15 protein-coding genes are annotated in these 15,778 nt (G+C 43.4%); 9 read left to right on the plus strand and 6 right to left on the minus strand.

Annotated features, from left to right (window positions below):
- Window positions 1-36: 36 nt before the first annotated feature.
- The 4 genes from BQ5796_RS13330 to BQ5796_RS13345 form a co-directional block, all read right to left on the minus strand.
- A complete protein-coding gene (locus tag BQ5796_RS13330) occupies window positions 37-396 on the minus strand; it encodes an arsenate reductase family protein (protein WP_071460659.1) in 360 nt (119 codons plus the stop codon).
- 222 nt (window positions 397-618) lie between these two features.
- Window positions 619-2,403 (minus strand): acyl-CoA dehydrogenase family protein, encoded by a 1,785-nt coding sequence (locus BQ5796_RS13335; RefSeq protein WP_071460660.1) that lies wholly within the window; start codon window positions 2,401-2,403, stop codon window positions 619-621.
- 36 nt (window positions 2,404-2,439) lie between these two features.
- Window positions 2,440-3,615 (minus strand): acetyl-CoA C-acetyltransferase, encoded by a 1,176-nt coding sequence (locus BQ5796_RS13340; RefSeq protein ID WP_071460661.1) that lies wholly within the window; start codon window positions 3,613-3,615, stop codon window positions 2,440-2,442.
- A gap of 58 nt (window positions 3,616-3,673) precedes the next feature.
- Entirely contained in the window at window positions 3,674-6,055 is a 2,382-nt protein-coding gene (locus BQ5796_RS13345; RefSeq protein WP_071460662.1) for a 3-hydroxyacyl-CoA dehydrogenase/enoyl-CoA hydratase family protein, read from the minus strand.
- 205 nt (window positions 6,056-6,260) lie between these two features.
- Between BQ5796_RS13345 and BQ5796_RS17455 the strand changes: the two genes are divergently transcribed.
- The gene (locus BQ5796_RS17455; RefSeq protein ID WP_074033968.1) at window positions 6,261-6,392 is read left to right on the plus strand and encodes a YuzL family protein; all 132 of its coding nucleotides are present in this window, start codon (window positions 6,261-6,263) and stop codon (window positions 6,390-6,392) included.
- A 262-nt stretch (window positions 6,393-6,654) separates the two neighbouring features.
- Here BQ5796_RS17455 and BQ5796_RS13350 read toward each other — a convergent pair whose 3' ends face one another.
- Entirely contained in the window at window positions 6,655-7,572 is a 918-nt protein-coding gene (locus BQ5796_RS13350) for a proline dehydrogenase family protein (RefSeq protein ID WP_071460663.1), read from the minus strand.
- 212 nt (window positions 7,573-7,784) lie between these two features.
- Here BQ5796_RS13350 and BQ5796_RS13355 point away from each other — a divergent pair, with 212 nt between their 5' ends.
- Entirely contained in the window at window positions 7,785-8,054 is a 270-nt protein-coding gene (locus tag BQ5796_RS13355; RefSeq protein ID WP_071460664.1) for a hypothetical protein, read from the plus strand.
- Window positions 8,055-8,069: 15 nt separating this feature from the next.
- Window positions 8,070-8,408 carry a spore coat protein gene (locus BQ5796_RS13360; RefSeq protein WP_071460665.1) on the plus strand — a complete coding sequence of 113 codons (339 nt, stop codon included), beginning with the start codon at window positions 8,070-8,072 and terminating at the stop codon, window positions 8,406-8,408.
- Window positions 8,409-8,454: 46 nt separating this feature from the next.
- Here the strand turns inward: BQ5796_RS13360 and BQ5796_RS13365 are convergent, their stop codons facing one another.
- Complete coding sequence (locus BQ5796_RS13365; RefSeq protein WP_071460666.1) at window positions 8,455-9,615, minus strand: FtsW/RodA/SpoVE family cell cycle protein; 1,161 nt, start codon at window positions 9,613-9,615, stop codon at window positions 8,455-8,457.
- Between the two features lie 213 nt (window positions 9,616-9,828).
- Between BQ5796_RS13365 and BQ5796_RS13370 the strand changes: the two genes are divergently transcribed.
- The 6 genes from BQ5796_RS13370 (at window position 9,829) to BQ5796_RS13395 (ending at window position 15,164) form a co-directional block, all read left to right on the plus strand.
- On the plus strand, window positions 9,829-10,608 hold the full coding sequence (locus tag BQ5796_RS13370) for an undecaprenyl-diphosphate phosphatase (RefSeq protein WP_097678030.1): 780 nt from the start codon (window positions 9,829-9,831) through the stop codon (window positions 10,606-10,608).
- A 568-nt stretch (window positions 10,609-11,176) separates the two neighbouring features.
- Window positions 11,177-12,100, plus strand: a complete 924-nt coding sequence (locus BQ5796_RS13375) for a substrate-binding domain-containing protein (RefSeq protein ID WP_071460668.1) — start codon at window positions 11,177-11,179, stop codon at window positions 12,098-12,100.
- Window positions 12,101-12,117: 17 nt separating this feature from the next.
- A complete protein-coding gene (locus BQ5796_RS13380) occupies window positions 12,118-12,972 on the plus strand; it encodes an ABC transporter substrate-binding protein (protein WP_071460669.1) in 855 nt (284 codons plus the stop codon).
- Window positions 12,973-12,989: 17 nt separating this feature from the next.
- Entirely contained in the window at window positions 12,990-13,691 is a 702-nt protein-coding gene (locus tag BQ5796_RS13385; RefSeq protein ID WP_346190296.1) for an ABC transporter permease, read from the plus strand.
- Window positions 13,688-14,398: an ABC transporter ATP-binding protein gene (locus BQ5796_RS13390; protein ID WP_071460670.1), complete on the plus strand. Its 711-nt coding sequence runs from the start codon at window positions 13,688-13,690 to the stop codon at window positions 14,396-14,398. Before BQ5796_RS13385 ends, BQ5796_RS13390 begins: the two co-directional genes overlap by 4 nt.
- A 169-nt stretch (window positions 14,399-14,567) precedes the next feature.
- Complete coding sequence (locus tag BQ5796_RS13395) at window positions 14,568-15,164, plus strand: biotin transporter BioY (RefSeq protein ID WP_071460671.1); 597 nt, start codon at window positions 14,568-14,570, stop codon at window positions 15,162-15,164.
- The last annotated feature ends 614 nt before the right edge of the window (window positions 15,165-15,778 follow it).

Below are 15,778 nucleotides of genomic sequence, written 5' to 3' on the forward strand. Positions count from 1 at the left end.
TAGTTTAATCCATCCTTGAATGGAATGTTCCCCTGTTTAAGATAACCACGCTTTAACATAGTCTTCTTCCTTGAAACCTACTGTCACTTTTTGGCCGTCTGTTAATATCGGACGCTTAATCAGCATCCCATCGGAAGCTAAAATATCAAGAAGCTCCGATTCAGAGGCGGTTTTAACCTTATCCTTCATTCCAAGCTCACGGTATTTCTGCCCGCTTGTATTGAAGAATTTTTTCAGTTCAAGGCCGCTTTTATGATACAGATCCTCAAGCTCGGATCTCGAAGGCGGACTTTCCACAATATGTACTTCATTGTAAGCTATTTCATTTGCATCGAGCCACTTTTTTGCATTGCGGCATGTACCACACTTCGGATACCAATAGAATGTCAATCCCATACAATCACCACCCTGAACACCCTTTTTTATGGTCATTCCCTATAACGGATATTATCACACTCCGTCATTATAATTCTAACATTCCGCGTGCAGATTTTTCAAAGTCTTTTTCAATCCCGGATACTCCGTCTGACTTACCTGTTCTAATGAGAAATCAATAAAGAGGCATTTTTAGACAATTGCTGTTGAATGCCTCTTTATTAAGCGTTACCGATCCTTCTATTAAACGATGAACCTTTCGCTTTCGATTAACTTGTCTGCTGCTTCACGCTTTTTCGCGATAACGTTCACCGGCGTAAAGCGAGTGAATTTCCGGAGAGCGGAAGTCAGCATCCTTAATGTATCACCTTGCTCTGTTGCAACAAGCGTTTCTTTTGCGTCTTTTTCGATATCGCCAAATGCTTCTTGGCAGAAAATTTGAGTATACAATAGTTTTTGTTTATTCTTTTCAAGTCCAGTTTTTTGGATTGCTTTCTCTGTCCGCAGCACGACAGATTCCATGGCGTAGGCATTTGAAACCATGTCGGCGATATTCACAAGGATTTCCTGTTCCTTGTCAAGCGCCTTGCCGAATTTCTGCGCCGCTAAGCCGGTTGCAAGGAGGGCGATTTTCTTAGCATTTTTCACAAGATATTTCTCTTGTGCTAGCGGCTCATCTCCTGGCTCTTCTGGCATCATCATCAAGAGCTCTTCTTGCAGCGCCTGCGCTTTTTGGAAAAGCGGCAGTTCGTTCTTCAACGCTTTTCTCAAATAAGTGCCTGACACAAGGAGACGGTTGATTTCGTTCGTTCCTTCAAAAATTCGATTGATTCGGGAATCACGGTAAGCCCGCTCGATTTCATACTCTTGCATGAATCCATATCCACCATGAAGCTGGACGCCTTCATCCACAACATGATCGAGTACTTCGGTTGCGAAGAATTTATTTAAGGAACATTCAATCGCATACTCCGCAATGGAGTCGGCAACAGCTTTTCCGTTGTTTACCTCTTCCTCGCTAAGCCTGTTCATTCTTTCCTCAAACATTCCAACAGTCCTATAGACAGAGCTTTCAGAAGCATAAATTTTCGAAGCCATTGTTCCAAGTTTTTCTTTTGTCAAGTTGAACTGAGAAATTGGAGTCTCGAATTGCTGTCGCTGGTTGGCATATTTTACTGTAAGGCCAAATGCATGCTTTGCTCCTCCGACAACGCCAACTCCCAGTTTATAGCGGCCAATATTTAAAATATTGAAAGCGATGACATGCCCTTTTCCAGCGACACCAAGAAGGTTTGCGACAGGAACTTCAGCGTCTTCGAGAATCAGCGTTCTTGTGGAGGAACTCTTTATTCCCATTTTCTTTTCTTCTGCACCTGTGAAGACTCCTGGGAAATCGCGTTCCACGATAAAAGCAGAGAACTGTTGTCCGTCTATTTTTGCGTAGACAACAAACACATCTGCAAATCCAGCGTTCGTAATCCATTGCTTTTCACCGTTCAGGATATAGTGAGTCCCTTCTTTGTTAAGCTTGGCAGTCGTCTTGGCGCCGAGAGCGTCTGATCCGGATCCAGGCTCTGTCAATGCATATGCTGCAAGCTTTTCCCCTGTAGCAAGCAGTGGAAGATACTTTTGCTTTTGATCTTCGTTTCCGAAAAGTACGATTGGCAGAGACCCGATACCAACATGCGCTCCATGGGTGATGCCAAAGCCGCCTGCTTTAGACATTTTTTCCGCAATCAATGCGGAACTGATTTTGTCTAAGCTTAGGCCACCGTATTGCTCAGGCACATCAGCTCTAAGCAGTCCCAATTCTCCAGCTTTTTTCAATAGCTTGACGGAACGTTGGAATTCATGATTTTCAAGGTGTTCGATTTCTGGGAGAACTTCATTCTCCACAAAGTTTTCCGCTGTTTTAGCGATCATCTTTTGCTCATCACTATAATCCTCCGGTGTAAAAATCGCATCGCATGCTACATCTTCTATAATAAAACTGCCGCCCTTCACAAGCTTATCTGTCTGATTTGCCATTATCTCTTCCTCCCTATCATTATCGTAAGCTCTCATTTATAGAAGTTCGAATACGCCGGCTGCTCCCATCCCTCCGCCAATGCACATTGTCACGATTCCAAATTGCTCGTTCCTTCGTTTCATTTCATGGATAAGGGAAAGCGTAAGCTTAGTTCCTGTACAGCCAAGCGGATGACCAAGCGCGATTGCTCCGCCATTTACATTTACTTTTTCTTCATCGAGCCCTAGTTCACGAATAACTTGAATCGATTGGGAGGCAAAAGCCTCGTTTAGTTCGATCAACCCAATATCAGAAAGTTCTAGGCCGGCGAGCTTCAGTGCTTTAGGGATGGCAACAACTGGACCAACTCCCATGATTTCAGGCGGCACCCCGCCGAGCGCGAACGAGCGAAACTTTGCCAAAGGCTTGAAGCCAAGGGAATCTGCCTTTTCCCTATCCATAACCATCACCGCGGCTGCCCCGTCGCTAGTCTGTGAAGAGTTTCCTGCTGTGACTGTTCCTGTTGCAGAAAACGCCGGGCGCAGCTTTGACAATACCTCGACAGTCGTTCCAGGACGAACACCTTCATCCTGGAAAAATACTTCTGTTTGTTCAAAAGGTTTGTTATCCTTCCCAACAAGAGTTCTGCTAACTTCCACACTAACAATCTCGTCTGTAAATTTCCCTTCAGCAATTGCTTTGGCAGCACGCTGGTGGCTCCTTACAGCGAAAGCATCCTGATCTTCACGGGAAATCCCGTATTTCTTTGCGACTTCCTCCGCTGTATGCCCCATCCCCATATAGTACTGGGGAGCTGTTTCTGCAAGCTTTGCATTTGGTCGTACGACATGACCCATCATTGGCACCATACTCATGGATTCAGCTCCACCTGCGATGATAGTATCACTGTGTCCAATCATGATTCTTTCCGCTGCATAAGCAATGGTCTGGAGCCCAGAAGAACAATATCTGTTCACAGTAACTGCTGGTACTTCATAAGAAATTCCTGCAAGCGCTCCGATATTGCGAGCCATGTTGAGACCCTGTTCCGCTTCCGGCATTGCACAGCCAATAATCAGATCATCAATATTCCCTTCGTAACCTCCTGCCCGCTTCAAGGTCTCCTTTACAGCGACTGCCCCAAGGTCATCCGGGCGGACAGTCGCCAGCGATCCTTTCTTTGCTTTTCCCACCGGCGTTCTAGCACCTGCAACGATCACCGCATCTCTCATCTTTATTCCCTCACTTCCAATGTTTATCTTTTATTCAAGAGCAGTCCAGATTCTAGCATCAGTTGCGCAGCGGCTTCCCGTTCAAGAGCATATGCTGCATCCGCTGCTGCGATTTCGGCTCTGCTACAAGGCTCAGGAATGCTTCCCTTTCCAGGTTAAGCAAATATTCTTCGTCTACAAGCGTGCCGTATGGTACCTTCCCACCGCTAATAACATACGCTAGCTTGCGGGCAATTTTCAGATCATACTCGGAAATGTACCCCGAAAGATGCATCGTTTGCGCAGCAAGGAGAAGCGTGGCATACCCTGGTTCACCTGTTACCGGAATTTTTTTCTTCATTGGAGCAGCATACCCTTTTTCATAAAGGGTGAGTACTGCCTGCTTCGCATCGTAAATTAAATGGTCGCCGTTCACACTGATTCCATCGGCTTTCGCTAGAAAGTTATTCTCTCTCGCCTCTTCTCCTGATGTAGATACCTTCGCCATTGCAATCGTCTCAAACACTTTGATCGCAACCTTTTGCAAATCAAATTCCACTCCATTTGGCATTCCTGCAAGGTGTCTAGTGTATAATTCCTTGTTGCCACCGCCACCGGGAATCAATCCGACACCAGCTTCTACAAGACCCATATACGTTTCCATTGATGCCTGGATATGCGCTGCAGGCAGACAAACTTCCGCTCCTCCGCCAAGCGTCATGCCGAACGGTGCAGCCACTACAGGTTTGGGACAATATTTAAGCTTCATCATCGCCTGCTGGAAGTGGCGGACTACAAGGTCAATTTCAAAAATATTATCGTCTTGCGCTTCCATCAGAATCATCGCAAGGTTTGCGCCTACACAGAAGTTTTTTCCTTGGTTGCCGATTATGAGACCTTTAAAATTCTTCTCCACTTCCTCAACAGCAAAGTTGATCATCTGAGTGATATCCATTCCAATCGCATTGTTTTGGGAATGGAATTCGAGAAGGGCAACACCATCACCGAGGTCAATCAGGCTTGCACCGCTATTCTTCTTGATAACGCCGTGCTTCTTTTTCCATTGTTTTAAGTCGATATTCTTCGGGTTATTCTCAATCGGTGTATAAGAACCTTCGTGATAAAAAGATTGCTCCTCGTTATTTTCTTGGTAAAAAGAAGGGAACCCGTCTTCCAGCATGTCTTTCACCCAATCTGGAACTGTTATCCCTTCTTTTTCCATCCTCCGAACCGATTTCTCCACTCCAATGGCATCCCACAATTCGAATGGCCCCATGTCCCAGCTGAAGCCCCACTTCATTGCTCTATCAATGCTTTCGATATCGTCGGCAATCATTCCAAGCAAACTAGCGGAATAGGTCAGGAGCGGATGGAATATATTCCAAAGTAGTTCGCCCGCACGGTCGTTTGCATAAACAATTGTTTTCAGCATGTTGGCTGTCCCTTTTTCCTGCTTGCTTGCTTCAACGGATGGAGCCTTCAATTTTTTGCGCGGAACATATTCGAGTGTTCTGGGGTCAAGCTCGAGGATTTCCTTTTCTTTCTTCAAGAAAAAGCCTTGTCCCGACTTGCTTCCAAGCCAGCCTTTTTCCAGCATCGCCTTCATGAATGCAGGTACTTGGAAAACCTCTTTCTCGGTACCTTCTACTTGCTCGAATACATTGTTGGCAACATGGGCGAATGTATCAAGCCCAACTATATCAAGGGTTCGGAAAGTTGCGCTCTTTGGACGGCCGATCAGCGGACCGGTGATGGAATCGACTTCTCCGATGCTATATCCACCCTTCAGCATTTCCCTTACAGTGACCAACAGGCCGTATGTACCAATCCTGTTGCCGATAAAGTTTGGTGTATCCTTTGCTTCAACGACACCTTTCCCAAGACGGTCTTCCCCAAATACTTTCATGAAAGAAAGCACTTCGGGATTCGTATCTTTCGTAGGGATGACCTCCAGGAGTTTAAGGTAGCGCGGCGGATTAAAGAAGTGTGTCCCTAGGAAATGCTTGCGGAAATCTTCTGATCTGCCTTCTGCCATGCTATTAACGGATATTCCTGAAGTATTTGAGCTGACAATACTGCCAATTTTCCGGTGCTTGTCAACGCTTTCAAAAACTTTCTTTTTCACTTCAAGGTTTTCAACTACAACTTCGATGATCCAATCGGCTTCTCCTAACATGCTGATATCATCTTCAAGATTTCCTGCTTGGATCAACGAAAGATTTTTCTTCGATGTGAGCGGTGCAGGCTTTTGTTTCAAGATCCTGGCAATTGCTCCTTCAGCAAAGCGATTGCGAACTTTTTTATCGTGCAGTGAAAGGCCTTTTGCACTTTCTTCCTCTGTCAACTCGCGTGGTACGATGTCCAATAGCATTGTCGGAATACCTATGTTTGCTAAGTGAGCAGCAATTCCTGATCCCATGACTCCAGATCCCAATACAGCGGCTCTTTGAATTTGACGCATATTCTCTCCCCCTTGACCTTCATCTTTGAATGAATACTCATTCATTTTTACACTAAAAAAATATATGCACGTATGGAATGTGTTTAATACTAATACTATAAAATATTTAGAAATTTCATGCAATAATTTTGAACAGAAGTTTTTAAATTTTTAGAAATTTATTCCCACTGATGTTTTGGGCAACATAAAATTGGAGGTGATAGAAATGGCAAGGATGAAGAAAGACCCATCAAAACGAGGTGTAAGCGCAGCAAGCGTGAAAGGGAATGCAGGCCCCTCCGACAATCAGCCGGACATTAATAAAGTCAACAGCCAAAACAGTCAATATAAAAAGTAAAAAAAGAGAGAAGTCTGAGCACCTCTACCATATTCAGTGGAGGTGCATCAGTCCCATTCCGATATATTTAAAACAGCAACGGGAATCAAAAACACTAAAAAACTTCAAAAAATGATTACAACTCTCCATTTCTCACAGGAAAACGAATTATAATGACAAGAGTTTGGGTCCCAAAATAGAATCTCGTTGCTAGACATGAGTTTTCTGCCTCCATTTTTTAACTTCAAAACAAAAAGCCAGGAACACCGCCCTAGCTTTCACTCTATTTCTTGAACATTCCTTTTAGCACAAATGCAACGTTTGCCGGGCGCTCTGCCAATCGGCGCATAAAGTAACCATACCAGTCTGTTCCATACGGCACGTACACGCGCATCGTGTAGCCCTCTTGTACCAATTCCTTTTGACGTTCAGGCATTATTCCAAACAGCATTTGGAATTCGAACTGACTATTCGGGATATTATGCTGTTTAACCAGTTGTTTCGTATAGTTAATAATCGCATCATCATGGCTCGCTACAGCTGTGTAGTTTCCATTAAGAAGATGCATTTTAATAATTTTTTTCAGGTTCTCGTCTACATCTTTCTTTTCAGGGAATGCTACTTCCGGAGATTCCTTATAAGCCCCTTTTACAAGACGAAGGTTCGGTGAATAGGCATTCAGATCGGCAATATCCTTTTCCGTACGGTAAAGATATGCCTGAATCACGGTTCCGATATTGTCGTACTCGGACCTTAGCAGCTTAAAAATTTCGATTGTCTTGGCGCATCGTGAATAATCTTCCATATCGATTGTAACGAAAACGCCATTATCCTTTGCTGCCTCAAGAATGCGACGCATGTTTCTCATTACAAGCTCGTCTGAAATATCTAGTCCCATGGAAGTCATTTTTAAGCTGAGCTGGGATTTCAATTTTTCCCGGCCTATCGCCTTGATTGCTTCAATAGACTGGTCAGCCATTTCATTCGCTTCTGCTTCATTATCAACAAACTCACCCAGGTAGTCGATTGTCACAACAAGACCTTTTGAATTGAGTTCCTTGATAACCCTTACTGCCTGTTCGATCGTCTCCCCTGCCACAAATCGTCCAGCGCCGAATTTTAGACCATATTTTTTAGCAAGCTTCGTAAGTGACCTGTTTTTCGACAGGAATAGGAAAAAGTCTTTCATTAATTTCTCCATAATTGTATTTCTCCCCCTTGAAAACGATTACATAGTGTTAATTATTTTTTCTCTCTTTTATGTAAATTCAGGCTTTATGATTATTTTATCACTTTTCAGTTTTTTTGAATATTATTTTTGTAGAAAAATGTCCATATTGTCGAATTTGGTTTTGAATAGTCTCTGGAGTTCGTGGAAACCTAGAAAAGACAAAGTATATGAGGAGGGAAAAAATGCAGCAGCAAAACATGAACAATGAAGGACAAATGATCATGCAGCAGCCGCCAAAAGTCATTTCAGTCAAAGATTCTCTATATTTGACTGACATGCTGTCTTGGAATCTTTTGGCGATGAAAAAAGCACATTTTTTTGCAGGACAATGTCAGGATTCCGATATTCAGCTTGAATTGGAAAGATGCGGAGAAATGCATCAGCGCCATTATGAAAGAATTCTCTCGCATTTAGGAAGCGGGAGCAGCCAAAATCAAGCAGGAATGCAGTAGAGGAGGAAGCAAAATATGCCCCAGAATCAACAAAAGATTCAAAACCCTGAAACAAAGGTAGAAAAGAATCCGCAAATGAATGACCGCGACTTCATTAACGACGTGCTTACAACGGAAAAGTATATGACAGGCGCCTATTCGACAACGCTCAATGAGCTAAGCCATGATAGCTTATACCAGGACATCACATCCATCTTTAATGAAACCCAGGATGCCCAGCGCAGCCTTTATAATCTAATGTTCAAAAAAGGCTGGTACAGCATTGAAGCAGCTGATGGCCAAAAGCTCCAGCAGTCCCACCAGCAATTCCAAGGATACACATCACAGTTTCCCTATGACGGCCGACTTCAATAATAAAAAAAAGGAAAGAGCAGAGGAACTTCTCCCCTGCTCTTCCTTTTTATGCCCCTTTTGAGAACATGTATTTTTTATGGTGATAGCGTATCGAAAAGATGAGCCCCATTGCCAGCATTCCTCCCATAAGCGAACTTCCTCCGTAGCTGATGAAAGGAAGCGGTATACCTGTGATTGGTAAAAGTCCAATTGTCATCCCGACATTCTGGAACACATGGAAAGTAATCATGCTAATAATGCCTACACAAATATAAGTATAATAGTCATTCTTTGCTTGAATCGCAATTTTCGTAATATGGTAAATCAATAGAAAGAACAAACTGATGACGACACTCGCCCCGACAAAGCCAAATTCCTCACCAATGACACTGAAAATAAAGTCGGTGTGACCTTCTGGGATAACTACTTCCCGACCGAACAGGCCTTTTCCGGAAGTCTGTCCAGAGCCAATGGCAAGCAGTGACTTCACCAGTTGAAAGCCAGTGCTGCTTTGGTTATTCCAAGGATCAATCCATGAATATATCCGGTTTAACTTGTACTGTTCGACGCCGACATATTTTTCAAGAATATCCGGCCTTGCGATAACGAGATAGAATATTCCTGAAACGAGGGCAGCACCCGAACCGAAAATAGGAAGCAGTATTTTCCACGATATCCCTGCAATGAAAATCATCCCAAGCATGATCGAAATGATTACAAGTGATGTCCCAAGGTCTTCCTTAATAACAAGCAGGAGCGGCAGCCCTGTGACAAACCCAATCTTAATCAGAAGCCAAAAATCGGACCGGATAGTCTTTAGTGGGTTTTTTTGATGGTGTTCAAGTATAACTCTTGCAAGTGCAAGAATGATGAACACTTTTGTGAACTCTGATGGCTGAAGGGAAAAGCCTGGCAACCTGAACCACGCCTTTGCTCCATTTATTCTCGGGGCAATGCTTTCGGGCGCAATAATCAATAATGCCAGCAAAAAGACGCCGAAAGCGTATGCGTACCATGTCAATCTTTTCAGTTGATCAGAGTCAAGCCTGATGACAAATGCAATGATCCCGCAGCCTATCGCATAATAGATTACTTGTCTTAAAGCGAAATTTCCGCTGTACTGGCCCTGTGCGCTATAGATGGTGATACAGCTTGTCAAAAACATTAAAAACAATATGAGAACAAGGCCGTAATCGACCCTTGATGAGTTATTTTTATAAGAAGTCATGGATATTCCCCTTTTAATAAAGAAACCTGTACAATAATCCATTATATTTTTTTTTTCAATAAATCACAACTTCTTCCCCTCTAATTGGTGATTATTTCATCGAAGCAGGTCTGACTTCAAGTTTGTCTCATAAAATAAGAAATGACAATCATCATATAACTTGTTAAAATCCAAATTGCACCAAAATATCACTAAAAGGGTAGTGTTAATATGCTGACAAAAATAGAAGCCTTCATTCTTGGAATTATTCAAGGACTGACGGAATTCCTCCCGATCAGCAGTACAGGGCACCTTTATCTCGGCAGAAACCTGTTCGGGCTTCAGGAAGCCGGCTTGCTGCTTGATACAATGCTCCATGTAGGGACATTATTAGCAGTGCTCGTGTTCTATAAACACGAATTCATTCGACTCTTGAAAAACCCCTTTGGAAAACTAACCTTTCTGCTGGTCATCGGGACGCTTCCAGCAGTAGCAGCTGGCCTCCTTTTCAAGGACTTCTTTGATGAGATATCGAAAACTGGTGCAACGATTGGCTGGGAGTTCCTAATCACAGGTACGTTCCTTTGGTTTGCCGACTCGATTAAAAATGGCCGAAAAAAAATGGATGACATTACATACGGAGATGCATTGTTCATCGGGACCTTCCAGGCAGCCGCGATAATGCCTGCAATTTCGCGATCGGGAATGACGATTGTAGCTGCGCTTTGGAGAAGACTGGACAGGGAAACTGCAGCATATTTCTCCTTCCTTTTATCCACGCCAGCCATCGTGGGAGCAATTGTGCTTCAATTGAAAGACCTTTTTGAAGGAGGGTCAGAAACGATTTCTCTGTCTGCACTCCTTGTTGGCATCATATCCTCTGCCTTCTTCGGCTATATTGCCGTCAAGTGGATGATTGGTTACTTAAAGAATCACTCGCTGAAGCCTTTCGCCATTTATGTATGGATTCTCGGGATTGCAGTCCTAGCCTTTCAATTTGCAGGGAAATTTTAACGGAGGTAAATAAAGGAAAAATATATAGGAAAGCCGGTCTAATTCCATGTTTGGAATTAGACCGGCTTTTTAACGTCCTAAGAATTTAACAGCTGTTTCCGCCTCGCAAAACAATGCTGTCATGCTTCTCTTCATACTCGAGAACGAGTCCTTTCGTTTCTTCCAGAATGGCACTATCTATTGCCACATGAATTTCGTTGACCACCGATACATGATCCTCTTCTTCCGGCCCATCCAGAGCCAGTCCAATCTGTGGACCGCCTCAGCCAAAGCCTGCAAAATACAATCTTATTCCTTCGGCGTTCTGTTGCTGAAGGATATCTTGCAGAATATCTCTTGCTCTATCCGTGATATCCATCCTCTCTTCCTTTCCTCATTTTTTTCTAGTTTACCACGAAGAACTGCCAGAAATACAGCATACTGCATAGAGTATTACTTTTTGTCAAAAATGTGAACTTCGTATTGCTTAACACAACAAAACATAATGAAAAATGATGAAAATCATAGAAAAGCGAAGGGATTTCCTTTATTTTAGATAAGTACTCATTAAGAAAAGGGGTTGAAATGCTTGCAAAAATCCGCCTATACGCCGGATGAAATCGCCTCATTGTTCAAAATTGCGAAAAATACAGTCTATGAACTAATCAAAAGAGGAGAACTTCAGGCATTCAAGGTTGGGAATAAAATGAGAATTTCGCAAGAGGAAGTAGAACGCTATATGGCTGCAATGCGGACTGCTCCGGCCAAAAAAGCCCGATCACATAGCAACCTTCCTTCTCTAGCATTTACCCTTCAGCTTGCCGGCAGCCACGATTTCCTTGTGGAAAAGCTTGTGAGCTACGTTGCGGAAGAAAATGCGTGCATCACTTTAAGCCCTTCCTATATTGGAAGCCTTGAAGGACTGATGATGCTTTATCGCGGTGCTGCCGATATTGCTGCGGTCCACCTGCTTGATCCAAGTTCACAGGAGTACAATCTCCCCTTCATCCGACAGTTGTTCATCCACGAGAAAATTACTGTCATCAGGCTGGCTTCAAGGAAACAAGGATTAATCGTTCCAAAGGTGAATCGAAAGAACATTGTTAATTTCCATGATCTTACTCGAAACAATGTGACGTTTGTAAACCGACAAAAAGGTTCAGGAACAAGATTTCTTTTTGACTCTTTCCTTTCCACGTCCGGCATCTCACCTAAGGAGATACGCGGGTATGGCAAGGAGGAGTGGAACCATCTGTCTGCAGCTTCCCATATATGCTCAGGGCAGGCTGATGTTACATTTGGCGCCTCCTTTGCTGCAAGCAGACTAGATCTTGGCTTCATTCCAATGGCGACAGAGCAATTTGACCTTGTATTCCGCTGGACTAGCGAGAATGAAACGGCACTAATGCACCTTTTAGACCTCTTGCAGGTTACCACCTTCAAGGAGCATGCCCTTGCATGCGATGGATACGATGCAGCGAAGCTTGGCGAAATTATTTATCAATCTTTTTAATTGGAGGAAATTATTCGATGAAGAAACTATGGAGCTTACTGCTTATCATTTCTGTCATACTCTCCGCCTGCTCCGGTGGAAGCACAGGCATTAAAAAAGAAGAGAACAATGCTGCAAAAATAGAAAAATCCGATCTCATCCTTGCGACAACAACAAGTACCCAGGATAGCGGGCTACTAGATGTATTAATACCGCAATTTGAAAAGAAGCATCCTTTTAACGTTAAGACAATCGCTGTCGGAACTGGACAAGCACTAGAAATGGGAACAAAAGGAGAAGCGGACGTCCTTCTTGTGCACGCTCCTGAAGCTGAAAAGAAAATCGTCGAAAGCGGCGACGCAGTCAACCGCCAAAAAGTGATGTACAATGATTTTATTATCGTCGGACCTAAGAAGGACCCAGCAGGCATTCAAGATTTACAAGCAAAAGCAGCTTTCCAAAAGCTTGTTGAGTCCAATGCTCCATTTGTTTCTCGCGGAGATGATTCTGGAACGCATAAAAAAGAGCTAGAACTTTGGAAAAGCAGCGGCCTTGATGTTAAGCAGAAGAAAAATTATCTCTCAACAGGACAAGGTATGGGAGGCACCCTTCAGGTTGCTGCAGAGAAGGAAGGCTACACACTTACAGATAGGGCAACTTTCCTTGCCCAGCAAGATAGTCTCGGCGATTTGACCATCCTATCAGAGGGTGACGAGAGCCTATTGAACATTTATCATGTCATGCAGGTGAACCCAGACCAGCATAAAAAAGTGAATAGTGACGGAGCAAAAGCGTTTGTTTACTTCATGACAGACAAAGAAACGAAAGTAACAATTTCTCAATTTGGCAAGGACAAGTACGGACAGGCGCTTTTCTTCCTGTTTGAAAAATAAACGAAAGAGCCTGGTGGATGATGGATTTACTATTAGATGGTCTGGAAAAAGCACTGAAAATGATTTTGGAATGGGACCCGGAAATAATAGAAATTACGTTCAGAACACTAAAGGTCTGTACCACTGCCATTCTTGTTAGCACGCTTCTTGGTGTGCCTGCAGGAGTCTTTCTTGGTTTAGCACATTTCCCTGGGCGAAAATTTCTTTTAACGCTTGTCAACATCGGAATGGGACTTCCGCCCGTTGTCGCAGGTTTGTGGATTACCATTTTTCTCTGGCGTTCGGGGCCATTAGGCGACTTGTCCCTCCTGTATACTCCAACTGCCATCATTCTTGCACAAATCCTTGTATCTTTTCCAATCATCGCAGGGCTTACAGCTTCTGCCTTTGGACAGATAGATGAAAAGCTGGTTTTGCAGTTACGGGCGCTTGGAGCGACAAAAGTTCAGTTATTGATGATCCTGATGAAAGACGCTAGGCTTGCACTGCTTGCAGCTATCATCGCTGGTTTCGGCAGAGTGATCGCAGAGGTTGGGGCAGCAATGATGGTCGGAGGCAATATTAGCGGGGAAACAAGAATACTCACAACAACGATTGTAATGGAAGTATCAAAAGGAAATTTCGATACCGCTTTGGCTCTCTCTTTTATCCTGATGACGCTTGCATTTCTTGTCACATTCTGCCTCACCTATCTTCAGCAGCGAAGGAGGAGACCATGATTACCTTAAAAGACGTTCTTGTCCGAAAAAATGGAAAGCCAGTTCTGCGAGTGTCTGAATTTACGCTTGCTCAAGGAAAAATATGCGGAATCATGGGACGAAACGGAGCGGGCAAAAGTACGCTTTTAAAAACGATGGCACTCTTGGAGCGCCCTGCACAGGGAAGCATTACCTTTATGGAGGAACCAATCAAAGAGTCCAGCCTTTTGAAAATCCGCAGGCAGTTTTCTGTTGCCTTACAGCAAACATGTCTCCTTGATGGCAGCGTCTTTTACAATGTTTCCCTCGGTTTAAGGCTTCGAAAAGTATCAAAAAAAGAACTGAAAGAAAAAACGATGTACTGGCTCGAAATGTTTCACATCTCCCATCTCGCAAAGAAAAATGCGCTCCTGCTTTCCGGCGGAGAAGCACAGCGCGTGAACCTCGCAAGGGCGATGGTGATCGAACCAAAGCTTCTCTTCCTGGATGAACCATTTTCCTCCCTTGATTTTCCGACGAAATCAAGGCTGACGAAGGAACTGAAGGACATTCTTAACAAAACGAAAACGACTGCGATGCTTATAAGCCACGACTACATGGAAATCAAATATATGACTGACTGCCTTGCCATTCTCGATAGCGGTGAAATAATTCAATTCGGAGAAACGGCAGATGTGCTGAACAGTCCAAACAAGGCCGCCTCCGCTTTTCTTGGAGAATGGAATTAACTATAAATAGAGGACATCCCAAAAGGTGAATTATTTCACCTTTTGAGACGTCCTCTATATTTATGTTTAGAATTTAAATGTAAACTGATTTTAAAATAAGTTGACATAAAATCAAATTTTCTATTATTCTGTACATATAACTATTCGATTAAACAAGGAGACAACGCCTATGAAGAAGAAATTCATTACATTAGACTTAACGCTTGCAGCAATGTTCGTGGCATTGATGGCAATTGGGGCAAACATCACATCTTTCGCGCCATTCATGAAAATAGGAGAGGTGCCTATTACCTTGCAAACTTTCTTTGCAGTCCTTGCCGGATTGATTCTCGGACCCCGCTTGGGAGCAGTAGCAATGACTGTTTATGCCTTTGTCGGTCTTGCCGGAATGCCTGTCTTCGCCCGATTTGGCTCAGGACTTTCCACCATCGTATCACCAACTTTCGGATTTATTCTATCCTTCATTTTAACAGCCTTTATTGCAGGTATAATAGTTGAAAAACATCGTTCTTTCTCTTCGTTTATTATCGCGTCCCTCGCAGGGCTTGCAGCCAACTATCTTTTCGGGACAAACTGGATGTATTTTGCAATGAAAACTTGGGCGGGAGCACCGGATGTTTTCAGCTATGGTATCGCTTGGGGTTGGATGGCATTTCCACTCGTGAAGGATATCATCATTTGTGTTTTTGCCGGAGTGTTTGCACACCGCCTCGAAAAGTCCTTACTTTCTAAGGGAAGCTTCAAACATTTAAAGAGAACAGTATAATAGATGGACCGGCTGCTGTGTGAGCGTGCCGGTCTTTTCATTTTTTTCAAAGTCATTTTTTGAACTCTTCGCTGGTTGATTTGCACGGCTAACAAAGGGAATATGACATCCACCACAAATATCTATTACATTCGCAAATATTTTTACAATCATCATTTCAGCCCCTTTTTTATCGTGGAATACCAATTAACATTTGTAATAAGGTTCCTGCTATGTTACCTTCTAATATGGAAACAGAAGTTCCAATCCATAGTATAAGTTTTGGTAATTTAATATATAGGTTGACAATTTGACTGAATATTATTATTCTTTTAATTAGTTAATCTCAATACTGAAAATCAATGAAGAGAACAATGCCCTTATGAAAGCTGATCCCCAGAGAACCGGTAATTGCTGAAAGCCGGTGTTCAGTGCATAGAGGCTATCATCTCCGAGATGCCGGGCAGAATAACAGTAAGCCTTGGCCGGAATTTCCTCCGTTAGCGGGAACACGTATGATGGTACGTTGATGAGCACTGCGCACCGCGCGGTATCAGGGTAAAACGAAATCATTCTCGTCCCGTAAAAGGGGGGCGGGTTTTTTGTTGCCTTAAGGCTTGCAGAGTAATCCTGCT

The organism is Bacillus massilinigeriensis (genome assembly GCF_900111815.1).
Taxonomy (GTDB): Bacteria; Bacillota; Bacilli; order Bacillales; family Cytobacillaceae; genus Mesobacillus_C; species Mesobacillus_C mediterraneensis.